This is a genomic window from Acinetobacter sp. DL27 (genome assembly GCF_055810995.1).
The window spans coordinates 1,381,777-1,394,861 of sequence record NZ_CM147947.1; the positions used below are offsets into that span (position 1 = coordinate 1,381,777).

Here is a 13,085-nt window from a genome sequence, read left to right on the forward strand (position 1 = left end):
TTTTTGCATCATGCACATTCCTTTTGCAGTTGTTGGAACAATTCAGCGTAATCTGCCACAGCCAAACGAGGGCCAAACTGTGACACCACTTCACTTGAAATCAAAATTGCAAGTTGCGCGGCTGTATGTAAGCCTAAGCCTGCATTCACGGCATAGAGGAAGGCACCAGCAAAGGCATCACCGGCACCATTGGCATCAATAGCGTGTACTTTACGACCCGCGACATTAAATGTTTCCTGTGCATTTGAAATAAGTGCACCTTCAGCGGAAAGAGTAATCACCACATGCTGGCTCAGTGTTTTAAGTTTTGCTAAAGCCGCCTCAACAGTTTCAGTTTCAGTGTACATCATGGCTTCTTGCTGGTTACAGAACAATAAGTCCACACCATCCGCAATCATTTCATCTAGACCATGACGCGCGTATTGCACCATCGCAGGGTCAGATAGGGTTAATGCAATTTTAACACCATGAGCTTTGGCAATTTCACGCGCCTGCTTAACAGCTAAACGTGCGCTATCGCTGGTAGAAAGATAACCTTCGATATAGAGCCATTTCGCTGTTTTTAAGGGTTCAAAGTCAATCTGTTGTTCAGTTAACTCGGCTGTAATACCTAAATAGGTATGCATAGTACGTTCAGAGTCTCCACTGACTAGAACCATACACGTGCCTGTTACGCCTTCACTGATTGATTTTTCAGTGTTTTTAATGCCTGCTTCGTGTAAACCATTGAGGTAAGTTTGCCCTAGTTCATCATTACCCACGCGGCATGCATAAAATGCTGAACCACCCAAGGCACTAAAAGCAACGGTGGTGTTGGCTGCTGAACCACCTGAAGCCTGACCTTTATAGCTTTGTGTTTCTTTTAATTTTTTGTAAAGATCTGCTTGTGTTTCACCATCAGTTAACTGCATAGTGCCTTTTTGCAAATGTTGTTGAATAAGGAAGTCGTCAGAGACTTTAAATTCTTGGTCGATTAGTGCATTACCAATTGCAAAAAGATCAACAGTTGCCATGTCTTTTTTCGTCACGTATTGAAAATAAAGCGACATTTTACACCAATGCTCAAGATTGCTGTAGTTTGTTGAGGAAAATTCATTTTATTTACGTGGCAAATGTAGTGAAATGGCTTTGCTCATATTCAAGGAAGTTTAGATGGAAATTTTAATTCAAGCGGCAGAACAATTACCTCCTCAAATACAAGCTTTGGCACAACTCGCAGCAAAAGAAGGATATGAACCGTTGACCCGCTTGATCGAAGAATATCAAAGTGGAAAAAATCGTTTTGATCAAAAGGGTGAAGTGTTGTTATTGGCCTATGATCAAGACCAATTAATTGCCTGTGGCGGTTTAAATCAACAATGGGGTGAAAATGAAATCGAGGCGCGGATTGGGCGCGTACGCCGTTTTTATGTACATCCTAAATACCGTAAGAGCGGTGTGGGTCGTCAGTTGTTGGCACATTTAGAAAAATGTGCACGTCCGAACTTTTCTGCGCTGTGTTTAAATACCGCGGATTTGTCCGCAGCCAGTTTCTATCAGAAGCAAAACTATGTTTTTGTGGAAAATCACCCGAACTATAATTATTTTAAATATCTCATCTAGTTTTACTTTTGAGAACGCTTCCCTCAAAAAGACTGAAATTTGGAAAGCAGTGAGATGCTTTTCAAATTTCCAGCAAATTACTCGGGTTTTCAGCGTGAAATCTTTTGACAACTAAAGCTATAATGCAGGCAGTGTATTAATTATTGTTAGGAGATCACATGACTGTAGATGTCACTGAAACCATTTCTCAAACTGTACATCCTGCGTTTCAGTTGGTACGTCAACACCATGTTGAAGCTTTAGACATTTTAGTGTCTGAATATAAACATAAAGTCACTGGGGCAGTGCATTATCACTTGGCCACCAATCATGATGAAAATGTATTCTTGGTTGCCTTTCGCACCCAACCTATGGATTCAAAAGGCGAAGCGCATATTTTAGAACACACAGCACTATGTGGTTCGGAAAAATTTCCTGTTCGTGATCCGTTCTTTTTAATGATTCGTCGTTCACTGAACACGTTCATGAATGCTTTTACCGCGGCGGACTGGACAGCGTATCCATTTGCGACTCAGAATAAAAAAGATTTCCAAAATTTACTTGAAGTATATTTAGATGCGGCTTTTGCAGCTAATTTGAATCCGCTGGATTTTGCCCAAGAAGGGATTCGCATTGAGCTTGAAAACGGTGAGCCTGTTTATAAAGGTGTGGTTTTCAACGAAATGAAAGGGGCAATGAGTTCGCCTTCAGACCAGTTGTATCATCAGTTAGCGCATCACTTATTCCCTGAAACCACTTATCACTACAACTCAGGTGGCGACCCTAAAGATATTCCGGACTTGACTTACCCTGAGTTGGTGGATTTCTACAAGTCGCATTATCACCCAAGTAACGCAGTTTTCATGACCTTTGGTAATGAGCCTGCTTACAATCTACAAGAGCAGTTTGAAAGTTTAGCCTTGGCGAAATTCTCAAAAGGTGAAACGCTTTTTTCTAAAGAAGAGCGACGTTTGACTGCGCCGCTAGAAGTGACTGAAACCTATGCGGTAGATGCAGAAGATTTAAAAGACAAAACTTATCACATCATTTCGTGGTTATTGCCTAAAGCCAGTGAGATCAAACTACGCTTAGGTATGCGCCTTGTCGAAGGTGTACTGTTAGAAGATTCGGCTTCTCCATTGCGTCATTATTTAGAGACGTGTGGTTATGCACAGTCTACCGGCCCGATTATGGGTGTAGATGATTCAAACTACGAAATGACTTTCTACTGTGGCGTACAAGGTTCTAACCCAGAACATACAGCTGAGTTTAAAGCAGGTGTGTTTAAGGTTTTAGAAGATGTTGCTTCGAAACCTGTCGATCAAAACATGGTGGATGCGATTTTACATCAAATTGAATTGCATCAACGTGAAATCAATGGCGATGGAATGCCTTACGGTCTAAGCCTGATTTTAAATGGTTTGGGCAGTGCGATTCACCACAGCGACCCAGTCACTGTATGGGATGTAGACTCAGCCATTGCTGCGGTAAAAGAAGAGCTGAAAGATCCAATGTGGTTGTCAAACTTAATCAAAACCTATTTGATTGATAACCCACACCGAGTACAAATGACTTTGGTGCCTGATGCCAATAAGTCTACAGTGGAAGCAGCAGCAGAAAAAGCACGTTTAGCCGAAATTGGTGCGCAGCTAACAGACGCTGAAAAAGCAGAAATTGAAGCACAAACTGAAGCACTTAAAGTCCGTCAAGATACCCCAGATGACCTTAATCTTTTGCCAAAAGTAGGCTTGGAAGATGTGCCTGCTGAACTGCAAATTGTACAAGGGCAGTTGCGCGAGATTATCTCAAATCGTATCGATTACCCGTTGAATCTTTATCATGCGGGTACGAACGGTATTTACTACAACCAAGTACTGATTGAAATTCCGCAAGATGTAGTGCAGTCACCTTACTTTAACTTGCTATCCATTTTGATGGGTGAAGTTGGTGCAGGTCAGTATGACTATCTTGAACTACAACAACTACAAACTGCGGTGAGTGGTGGTTTAGGTATGGGTGCCTCTTTGCGCTCTCAAGTGAATGATAAAAATCAAATCAGTGCATGGTTAACGCTGACCACAAAATCGTTGGTGAGTAATTTTGACAGTATTGCTTTGTTAAAATTGGCGTTTGAACAACTCCGTTTTGACGAAAAAGATCGCATTGTTGAGTTATTGCAACAACGTAAAACACGTTGGGCATCTCGTCTGTCAGGTTCAGGCCACAGTTATGCCATGCAAATTGCGGGACGTAACCACAGTGCTTTAGCAAAACGTGATTATCACAACACGGGCTTAGGTGCATTAAACTGGTTAGGCGATCTAGTCAGCCGTATTGAAAAAGATGCAGCAGCTTATGATGATTTGATCAATGAATTAAAAGCGATTCATTTAAAACTTTTACAAGCACCAAAACAGTTCTTACTGGTTTGTGAAGAACATCAGTCAGACCGTTTGGTTGAAGAAGTTCAAAATGTGTGGGACAAGTTAGCTATTCCTGAGCAAACTGTGACTTTAAAAGCTACTGAGCAGGTTGATACTGATGCAGATGAGGCGTGGTTAATTCAAGCCAATGTTCAATTCTGTTCATCGGCTTATCAGGCTGTTGAGGTGTCACATTCAGATGCTGCACCGCTGATGGTGCTGGCAGCGTACTTGCGTAATGGTTTCTTACACAGTGCAATTCGTGAAAAAGGTGGGGCTTATGGTGGTGGCGCAAGCTATGACGGCAATGCATGTTCATTCCGCTTCTATAGCTACCGTGACCCGCGTTTGGCTGAAACCTTCAATGACTTTGAAGCCAGTGTGCAATGGTTGCTCAATACTGAGCAAAAGCCACATCAGCTTGAAGAAGCAATTTTAGGTTTGATTGCGGGTATGGACAAACCAGGTTCACCAGCAGGTGAAGCGATTACGGCATGTTATGCACTTTTACATGCACGTACACCAGCCTTCCGTAAGCAGTTACGTAGCCGTCTTTTGGCTGTGAGTTTAGAGGACTTGCAACGTGTGGCGGTACAATACTTGCTTGAACAAAAACCAACGAAAGCCGTGGTTGCACCTATGGCGAAGCGTGATACTTTAATTGAGTTAGGTTTTAGTATTCAACAAGTTCAGTAAAACAATAAGAGGGTCGTATGGCGTTCAAATCATTTGAGCGTTCAACTTTAGTACTGGGCATGACTGTGCTCAGTACTTTGGGTGTCGCTAAAACACATGCACAAATTTCCGAAGTACCTGCAGCTCCTGCAACAGCCGAGGCATGTGTTGCATTGGCATCGAATGCAGACCGTTTGGCTTGTTATGATGCATTATTTAAAATTCCTGAAGCGGTAAAACCACATATTGTTTCTGAGCAACGTGCAGCTATGGAAATTGCACCTGAACCTGAAAATATCACAGGGAAGATTGCACAAAGTGTAAGCTCTGTCTTTGCTTCGGAAGGCCCTAAAATATCGCCAAATTTATCTTTAATGGATAGCCGTTGGGAGCTTTCACCAGAAAGCAAACTGGGAACTTGGAATATTCGTGCCTACCAACCTGTGTATTTAATGCCTGGTTTTTGGACGACAGATAAAAATGAATATCCACAAAGTCCAAATCCGACCAATACGGTAGATGAAGATCAGAACCTAAAGTCAATGGAAGCGAAATTCCAACTGTCTTTAAAAACCAAAGCGGTGGAAAACCTATTTGGGGACAATGGCGATGTTTGGTTGGGTTATACCCAGTCTTCTCGTTGGCAGCTTTATAATAGTGATGAATCACGTCCGTTCCGTGAAACGAACTATGAGCCTGAAGCCAGTTTGGTTTTCCGCACCAATTATGAATTGTTGGGTTTAAATGGCCGCTTGCTGGGATTAACTTTCAATCATCAGTCTAATGGTCGTTCCGATCCGCTGTCACGTAGTTGGAATCGTGTCATGTTGAATGTGGGTTTTGAAAGAGACAACTTTGCTCTCATGTTGCGCCCTTGGTACCGTCTAGACGAAGATGCAGGTGATGATAATAACCCTGATATTAAGGATTATGTCGGACGGGGTGACTTAACAGCATTCTACCGTTGGAATGAACATGATTTTTCACTCATGCTACGCCATAGTTTAAAAGGTGGCGATGACTCGCGCGGTGCTGCACAGTTTGACTGGGCTTTTCCTATTTCAGGGAAGTTGCGTGGCCATTTCCAGTTATTTGATGGTTATGGCGAAAGCTTAATTGATTATAACCACCGAGCGACTTATGTGGGCTTGGGTGTTTCCTTAATGAATTGGTACTAATTTAGAAACATAAAAAAACCACGTTCAATACGTGGTTTTTTTATGTTTAAGTGTTAGGTGTTTTAACCAATTTGAATATCGGCAGTTGGGTGTTTTAGGCGGCTCTTTTTCGGCGTCGCTATCAGGTAGGCCAGCGTTAAAGGACCTAAACGACCTGCAAACATCAAGAGCATCAAGATAAATAAACTTGCAGGTTGAAGTTCACCCGTGATGCCGCGTGACAAACCGACAGTACAAGCAGCGGAAATGGCTTCAAATAACAAATCCATAAACTGATGATTAGGTTCGATTAAAGATAAACTAAAGATGCCTAAGAAAATAAGTGCTGCGGTAATAGAGACGACAGCCATCGCCTTAAAAGAGGTTTTTTGAGAAACAGAGTGATTGAACACACGAATTTCATCTTCGCGTCGAAGGAAGCTAATCACGCTGAGTAAAACAATAATAAAAGTACCTACTTTAATCCCGCCTGCGGTACTCATCGAGCCACCCCCAATGAACATCAGTAACATAGTCACGAGGGTCGAAGCATCTTTCATCTGTGCCAAATCAAGACTGTTAAAGCCCGATGAACGAGGTACGGTGGCATGGAACCATGCATTTAAAGCTTGGTCACCTAAGCTCATTGGCGCTAAAGTGAGGGGATTGTTCGATTCAATCGCCCATAAAAGAACAAAAGCGATGAGGTTTAAGCCTGCAATGGTGGATAAAATCAGTTTGCTATTGGTACTTAAGCCTTTCCAACTTTTGCTGCGTTTAATGTCCATTAACACCACAAAACCTGTCCCACCAATGATGTATAGCATACTGATGGTAAAGGTAATGAGATACTGACCCGAGAAGCTCATTAGACTGTTGGGAAACAGTGAAAAGCCACCATTGTTAAATGCGGATACACTATAAAAAGCCGCATAAAAAAGAGCTTGGTTGAAGTTGTAATCTTCTAACCATGCAATGGTCAAAATAACCGTACCGATCGCTTCAAAAAATAAGGAATACAGCAGTACCCCTTTAATGGTGAAGGACACTTTGGATAAGCTGGTTTGACCAATGGTCTCTTGCGCCATGATTTGTTGCTTTAAACCGAGTTTGGTCGACAGACTCAGTGCGGCTAAAATTGCAAAAGTCATAAAGCCTAAGCCACCAATTTGAATCAGTAGCATGATGATGACTTTACCTGTTACGGTAAAAGTTTCACCGACATTCACCACAGACAGTCCGGTAATGGTGACTGCTGAGCTGGCGGTGAACAAAGAGTGAATCCAACTCAGTTCACCGTGGTGCGAAATGGGTAACTTTAATAATAGAGTCCCAATAATAATAAAGCTCAAAAACCCCAAAGCCAGCAGGCTGGGCGGGCTTAAATTAATGGTGCTGTTTTTTGGGGTTTGCCATTCTTTGACTTTTTTCATGATTTGAACCGTGCTGAAAGACGACGTAATGTTTCAACTAAACCTTCAACAACAAGAATATCACCCACTTGTAAAATTAAATTGGGGTCAATGCTGTACAAAACGTCTTTGCCACGTTTATGGAGTAATGTTTTCACATCAGGTGCTTGATCCATCAGTTGGCGGAAGCGAGTCCCTTGTAGTTTTTCATCAATTTCAATTTTGACAATATAGTGATTATCTTCAAGCGCCATATAACGACTGACCATGGGGTAGCATAAAGACTGCGCAATCCGCACGCCCATGTCCTCTTCAGGGTGAATAATTTTACTAATCCCTAAATGGCTTAAAATCATATGGTGTGACTTCGATTTGGCTTTAACCCAAATTTTTTCAACCCCAATATTTTTGAGGTGCAGCACACACAAAATACTGGCTTCAATATTTTCACCAATTGCGACCACCACGGCATCGCAGTTTTTAATATTTAGTTCATCGAGGACATGTTCGTCTGTTGCATCGGCAATAACAGCGTGAGTCACGTGTTCAGAAATATTTTCAACATATTTTTTTTCACTATCGATACCAATGACATCATGTCCCAGTTCAATGAGTTGAGTTGCAACTGTGGCTCCAAAACTTCCTAAACCAATCACTGCAAATTGTGCCATGTCATCTTTCCTTTAAATTTTTTTATACGTCGATTGTTAACGAATGTTGTGCCAAATTTCACAAGATGTCATCTTTATACAGACACGCTTTTTTCGATCAACCGCGCTTTGCCTTATACCAATATCTCACTCATCCAAAGGAGTATATAAATGCGGAAGACACTGTATGAATCCCTGAGGATCGCGTTTCCAGAATTGAATGATACCGCAATTCCAGAAGAACAAGATGAGTTTGAGCACTTTGTACGTTGGTTGAATAGCTATTATTCAAACATTCAAAAAATAGAACTCGATGATTTTCGACAAAATGGTATTGATGAATGCCATCGACTCCAACAGTTAGGTATTGACTTAGATGAGCTGAAAAACCAAATCAATGATGATATGGCGTCTTTTTATCAAATGTATGACAGTGAGGAAGAAGAAACCTCAGACATGCATGGTTATGATTTTGAATTTAGTTTTGATGTTATTTTTAACCACATTAAAATTTTTATTGAGCCTTATGAACTCAGTTTACTGGTTATTGAGCGGGAAAACCCTTATTGGCTATTGGTACCGCATAATGATGAGCTGATCGATAGAATTATTGTTACGTATAACCACACGTTTGGTGATGAAGAGCCGATGCAGCTCATAGAATAAAACCGCCTCGAAGGGCGGTTTTATGTATGTATTGAATCTTTTATTTTAAGAAACGTTGATAACCTAGGTTATTGGTAATTTCTTCATATGGATAAGAAATACTTTCTAAGGTTTCAATCAAACCATCTGGGTTTTGTTTCGCATCACTTGCTTCTAAACCAACAAGGACACGACCTTCCGCTGCACCATGGTTACGGTAGTGGAATAGGGTAATGTTATGCGTAGGGCCAAGGCGTTCGAGGAACATTAACAGCGCACCTGGACGTTCAGGGAACTCAACACGGAACAAACGCTCATTTTCAAGGTCTGCATGACCACCAATTAGGTAGCGAATATGCAGCTTTGCCACTTCATCATCAGATAAGTCATCGACATCGAACTGCGTTTTCAGCGCTTCAAAAATATCGTGACGCTCTTTTTCGCCACCTTTTAAGCTAATCCCGACAAAGACTTGCGCTGCACTGGTATCGCTCGCACGATAGTTAAACTCGGTGATATTACGGCCCTGTAGCGCTCGGCAGAAATTCAGGAATGAACCTTTTTTCTCTGGAATGGTCACAGCAAAAATAGCTTCTTTACGTTCACCCAATTCAGTGCGTTCTGCAATATAACGTAAACGGTCAAAGTTCATGTTGGCACCGCATACAATTGAGACGATGTTTTGCCCAATCAGCTCGTGTTTTTCAACATATTTTTTAATCCCTGCCAAGGCCATTGCACCTGATGGTTCAACAATGCTACGACATTCATCATAGGTGTCTTTAATTGCGGCACAAATTTCATCGGTATTGACTAAAACTACTTCACGCTCAACGATCGGGCCTGAGTTATCCGACTTTTGTAGTTGAATCACTTCAAATGGTTTTTCGCCAATCTGTGCTACCGCAGTACCATCAGCAAATAGACCGACTTGAGGCAGTACAACACGTTCACCTGCTTCAAATGCGGCTTTTAAACAAGCAGATTCGTCATATTCAACAGGAATGACTTTGACATGTGGTGCAACATCGCCTAAGTAGGCTGCTACACCAGCAATCAAACCGCCACCACCAACAGCGACGAAGACATAGTCGACATCACGCCATTGGCGCAAAATTTCATTGCCAATCGTACCTTGACCTGCCATGACCAGTTCATCGTCATAGGGTGGGATAAAGCTCATACCGTCTTCTGCGGCACGTTGAATTGCGTATTTGTTTGCAACGTCAAAGGAGTCGCCGTGGAGAACCACTTCACCGCCTAAGCGTTTGACCGCCTGAACCTTAATATCTGGGGTGGTTTTCGGCATCACAATAATGGCACGAATTCCGAGTTTTTTACCTGACAGTGCTACACCTTGGGCATGGTTGCCAGCAGATGCGGTAATTACGCCACGTTCAAGTTGGGCTCTAGGGAGTTGGCTAATGCGGTTATAGGCACCGCGCAGCTTAAATGAAAAGACCGGTTGTAAGTCTTCACGTTTAAAACGAATATTGTTATTGAGTTTCTCACTAATTCGAGGTGCCGCTTCGAGTGGAGTTTCGATTGCAACATCGTAGACTGTTGCTTGTAATATTTGTCGAACCAAACGAGACAGCATGTTAATTTCCCATTTAACAGTTTAAAATAGAGGATCATTGTAACAAACCCCTGTACATTTGGGCTGTAAAATCAGCAACAAATGTCAAAAAATAGTTGAGCCAAATTATGAGTCTGTATGCTACCCAAGATGAAAAAAAGCAAGCTGCTGCAAAAGCTGCCTTAAAGCACTTACCTAAAGGTGGCATTTTAGGGGTGGGTACAGGCAGCACCGTCAATTTCTTAATTGAACTTTTGCCCGAGCTTCAGCTTGAGGCGGCTGTGGCAAGTTCAGAAGCAACGGCTGAGCGCTTAAAGAAATTAGGCATTGAAGTGGTTGATATGAACTCTGTAGGCGGTTTAGATGCCTATGTAGATGGTGCAGACGAAATTGACCGTCATATGCATATGATCAAAGGTGGTGGGGCTGCACTTACTCGCGAGAAAATCGTGGCTTCAATTGCGAGAAAATTTGTTTGTATCGTTGATGACTCTAAGTGGGTTGATCAATTGGGGCGTGACTTCCCACTTCCGATTGAAGTGATTCCAATGGCTCGTTCAGCTGTGGCACGTAAAATTGTAGCGCTCGGTGGTGATCCTGCTTACCGTGAAGGCGTGGTGACGGATAACGGTAACGTGATTTTAGACGTCTATAACTTAAATATCTTAAATGCGCTTGAGCTTGAAAAAACCATTAACGACATTCCAGGTGTGGTGTGTAATGGTATTTTTGCAATCAATAAAGCAGATGTGGCAGTTGTTGCAACAGACAGCGGTATTGAAGAACGTACGGCGGTTTAATTTTAAATCTCCCCAAACCTCTCTTTGAAAATGAGAGGCTAAAAGCAAAAGCATTTTTATCTTATGTTTTTCTCCCTCCTTTCAAAAAGGAGGGCTGGGGAGGATGATTCAATAAAAGAATAATATTAATGACCTTAGTAAACCTACCTGAAATCCAAATCACTCATCATGCACGCGCGACTCGGTTAAGACTTCGCGTTGAACCAACTCAAATTCGTTTAACTGTACCTAAATTTTGCAACAAACGGCAAATTCAAGATTTTCTAAATCAATCTGAACAGTGGATGATTGAAACTTGGCAGAAGCAACAAGCCTGTCTGGTACAGATAGATCAAACCCTTCCCGTAGAGTTGCAGTTATTTAATCGACAAAATGCTTTAAAGGTGAGCTATAAAACACAAAAAAATGCGTATATTTTGGATGAACACAATCACCAACTTTGGATCAGTGACCGTCAGCCTGAAAGTTATTTAAAATCTTTTGTGATTGTATATGCCAAACAGCACTTGCCTATTTATTTGCAACAGATTAGTCATGAAACTGGTTTAAAATTTGCACAATGTTCAATTCGTCAGCCCAAGACCCGCTGGGGGAGTTGTAGTGCCAAACATGACATCATGCTTAACAGTGCTTTGGTGCTGTTTCCTGAAGTCATTACCCGTTACGTCTGTGTGCATGAACTCGTACATACGCAACATTTTGATCATAGTGCACGTTTTTGGGCAGAAGTTGCCAAATATGATGCCGCTTTTCAGCAGCATCGAAAAACCTTAAAAACAACCGCATTGCCGTATTGGTGGGCAAGCGTTTAAAGTTAATTTTACGTGCAGAATTTAAAAATAATTTCTTCTGATTGATTGAGCGTTAGTCAAAAAATGCTCTAAACTTCATGATCTAAGGTAAATATTCCTCAATTTCAGTCCAAAGACCTCAAATGTGAATTTTACAGATATCCACTATTTTATATTAATTGTTCCAGCTTGCCTGATTTTAATGGGAAGCTTGCTTTTAATATGTCACTTTGCTTTTAGGGCTCCCTCATATTTATTGTGGCTCGGGCTTGGATATATTGTGCCTTCGTTTTCTGTGGCCGCGCAAAGTTTTATGTCGAATAAGCAGTTGGCTTTGTCGGCACCCATATTAGGCAGTATGTATTTGTTTGGCGCATGGGCCAGCGCTTATGCTATGGGCTTAAGAAAGAATGCCAATGCACGTCCATATTGGTGTCTGGCCTTGGTCGTGATGGCTTTACTTTCACTCAGTTATTATTCCTATGTAGATGATCAACTGTGGATCAGGATGCTGATTCTGAACATTTCAATTGCATTGGTTGAGTCTTTGGTTTTGTTTTCAATGTTTAAACATTATCAAGGGATTGATTTGCTCAATAAAATAGTCGACTTTTCCTACGTGTTTATTGTGCTGTATACCTTTGTTCGTGGAATCATTATTTTTCTATTTTTAAGAGATATCGAAGCAGACATGCTAGCAAACTCAGTCTGGTGGCTAATGATGCTTGCTGCGAGCATTATCTTAAGTATGTGGTTTGCAATTGTGCTGCTCGGAACATTGGTACGCGATATTATCGATCAACTTAATGATGAGCGGTTAAGAGATCCGCTAACGCATTTATTCAATCGACGTGGCTTTAACGAAGCAGCTAAACGAAAGTTGCATCAGCTCTCTAAACAGTCTTATTTCTTGCTCATGTGTGATATTGACCATTTTAAGAAAATTAATGACACCTATGGGCATTTGGTGGGTGATCAAATTTTACAACAAGTCGGTGAAATTATTGGGCAAAATGTTCGTGCGCACGACTTGGTGGGGCGTTTCGGCGGAGAGGAGTTCATTGTCTTATTGCAAATTGATGACGCCACGCTGGCTTATAACATTGCCAATCGTATTCGTTTAGGTATTGCCGATGCACGATTATCCTCAAAAAGTATTGCCGTGACAGCAAGTTTTGGACTGGCTGCAGTACATCAACCCAACTTAAAATATGCCATACATACTGCCGATCAATTGTTATATCAGGCGAAACATTCGGGACGAAATCAGATTGGTTTTGAGCCTGCACAGAGTATATTGGATGTGTCTCATTAGGTGTCGATAGCACTAAAAACGCATAAATTCCAAGTAAAACAGTTTAGAAAGCAGAAA

11 protein-coding genes are annotated in these 13,085 nt (G+C 41.6%); 7 read left to right on the plus strand and 4 right to left on the minus strand.

All coding sequences use genetic code 11. From position 1 onward, the window contains the following. Positions 1-8 precede the first annotated feature (8 nt). Positions 9-1,013 (minus strand): adenosine kinase, encoded by a 1,005-nt coding sequence (locus AC0KVP_RS06635; protein WP_473339779.1) that lies wholly within the window; start codon positions 1,011-1,013, stop codon positions 9-11. A gap of 139 nt (positions 1,014-1,152) precedes the next feature. On the opposite strand from AC0KVP_RS06635, the gene AC0KVP_RS06640 reads away from it, so the two are divergent. The 3 genes from AC0KVP_RS06640 (at position 1,153) to AC0KVP_RS06650 (ending at position 5,857) form a co-directional block, all read left to right on the plus strand. Then, on the plus strand, positions 1,153-1,602 hold the full coding sequence (locus tag AC0KVP_RS06640; RefSeq protein ID WP_004696669.1) for a GNAT family N-acetyltransferase: 450 nt from the start codon (positions 1,153-1,155) through the stop codon (positions 1,600-1,602). A 158-nt stretch (positions 1,603-1,760) separates the two neighbouring features. Continuing rightward, positions 1,761-4,700, plus strand: a complete 2,940-nt coding sequence (locus AC0KVP_RS06645; RefSeq protein ID WP_473339781.1) for an insulinase family protein — start codon at positions 1,761-1,763, stop codon at positions 4,698-4,700. 17 nt (positions 4,701-4,717) lie between these two features. Next, complete coding sequence (locus AC0KVP_RS06650) at positions 4,718-5,857, plus strand: phospholipase A (RefSeq protein WP_428853845.1); 1,140 nt, start codon at positions 4,718-4,720, stop codon at positions 5,855-5,857. A 62-nt stretch (positions 5,858-5,919) separates the two neighbouring features. On the opposite strand, the gene AC0KVP_RS06655 is transcribed toward AC0KVP_RS06650, so the two are convergent. Together AC0KVP_RS06655 and AC0KVP_RS06660 are read right to left on the minus strand one after the other, a co-directional pair. After that, positions 5,920-7,269 carry a TrkH family potassium uptake protein gene (locus tag AC0KVP_RS06655; RefSeq protein ID WP_473339784.1) on the minus strand — a complete coding sequence of 450 codons (1,350 nt, stop codon included), beginning with the start codon at positions 7,267-7,269 and terminating at the stop codon, positions 5,920-5,922. After that, complete coding sequence (locus AC0KVP_RS06660) at positions 7,266-7,919, minus strand: potassium channel family protein (protein ID WP_224468964.1); 654 nt, start codon at positions 7,917-7,919, stop codon at positions 7,266-7,268. Before AC0KVP_RS06660 ends, AC0KVP_RS06655 begins: the two co-directional genes overlap by 4 nt. 150 nt (positions 7,920-8,069) lie before the next feature. On the opposite strand from AC0KVP_RS06660, the gene AC0KVP_RS06665 reads away from it, so the two are divergent. Beyond that, the gene (locus tag AC0KVP_RS06665) at positions 8,070-8,564 is read left to right on the plus strand and encodes a hypothetical protein (protein WP_004981827.1); all 495 of its coding nucleotides are present in this window, start codon (positions 8,070-8,072) and stop codon (positions 8,562-8,564) included. A gap of 40 nt (positions 8,565-8,604) precedes the next feature. On the opposite strand, the gene ilvA is transcribed toward AC0KVP_RS06665, so the two are convergent. After that, a complete protein-coding gene (ilvA, locus tag AC0KVP_RS06670) occupies positions 8,605-10,143 on the minus strand; it encodes a threonine ammonia-lyase, biosynthetic (protein WP_473339787.1) in 1,539 nt (512 codons plus the stop codon). A 107-nt stretch (positions 10,144-10,250) separates the two neighbouring features. Here ilvA and rpiA point away from each other — a divergent pair, with 107 nt between their 5' ends. The 3 genes from rpiA to AC0KVP_RS06685 all read left to right on the plus strand — a co-directional run bounded on the left by rpiA (position 10,251) and on the right by AC0KVP_RS06685 (position 13,028). After that, on the plus strand, positions 10,251-10,922 hold the full coding sequence (gene rpiA, locus AC0KVP_RS06675; protein ID WP_004696685.1) for a ribose-5-phosphate isomerase RpiA: 672 nt from the start codon (positions 10,251-10,253) through the stop codon (positions 10,920-10,922). Positions 10,923-11,050: 128 nt separating this feature from the next. Continuing rightward, a complete protein-coding gene (locus AC0KVP_RS06680) occupies positions 11,051-11,734 on the plus strand; it encodes a YgjP family zinc-dependent metalloprotease (protein ID WP_473339790.1) in 684 nt (227 codons plus the stop codon). Between the two features lie 259 nt (positions 11,735-11,993). Beyond that, positions 11,994-13,028, plus strand: coding sequence for a GGDEF domain-containing protein (locus AC0KVP_RS06685; protein ID WP_473339791.1), 1,035 nt, complete (start codon positions 11,994-11,996; stop codon positions 13,026-13,028). Positions 13,029-13,085: the final 57 nt, after the last annotated feature.

Bases quoted from the DNA above. Each gene is read 5' to 3' on its own strand.
- AC0KVP_RS06640 (WP_004696669.1), top strand. From the start codon at position 1,153: ATGGAAATTTTAATTCAAGCGGCAGAACAATTACCTCCTCAAATACAA.
- AC0KVP_RS06635 (WP_473339779.1), bottom strand. From the start codon at position 1,013: ATGGCAACTGTTGATCTTTTTGCAATTGGTAATGCACTAATCGACCAA.
- AC0KVP_RS06665 (WP_004981827.1), top strand. From the start codon at position 8,070: ATGCGGAAGACACTGTATGAATCCCTGAGGATCGCGTTTCCAGAATTG.
- AC0KVP_RS06655 (WP_473339784.1), bottom strand. From the start codon at position 7,269: ATGAAAAAAGTCAAAGAATGGCAAACCCCAAAAAACAGCACCATTAAT.
- rpiA (WP_004696685.1), top strand. From the start codon at position 10,251: ATGAGTCTGTATGCTACCCAAGATGAAAAAAAGCAAGCTGCTGCAAAA.
- ilvA (WP_473339787.1), bottom strand. From the start codon at position 10,143: ATGCTGTCTCGTTTGGTTCGACAAATATTACAAGCAACAGTCTACGAT.
- AC0KVP_RS06650 (WP_428853845.1), top strand. From the start codon at position 4,718: ATGGCGTTCAAATCATTTGAGCGTTCAACTTTAGTACTGGGCATGACT.
- AC0KVP_RS06660 (WP_224468964.1), bottom strand. From the start codon at position 7,919: ATGGCACAATTTGCAGTGATTGGTTTAGGAAGTTTTGGAGCCACAGTT.
- AC0KVP_RS06680 (WP_473339790.1), top strand. From the start codon at position 11,051: ATGACCTTAGTAAACCTACCTGAAATCCAAATCACTCATCATGCACGC.
- AC0KVP_RS06645 (WP_473339781.1), top strand. From the start codon at position 1,761: ATGACTGTAGATGTCACTGAAACCATTTCTCAAACTGTACATCCTGCG.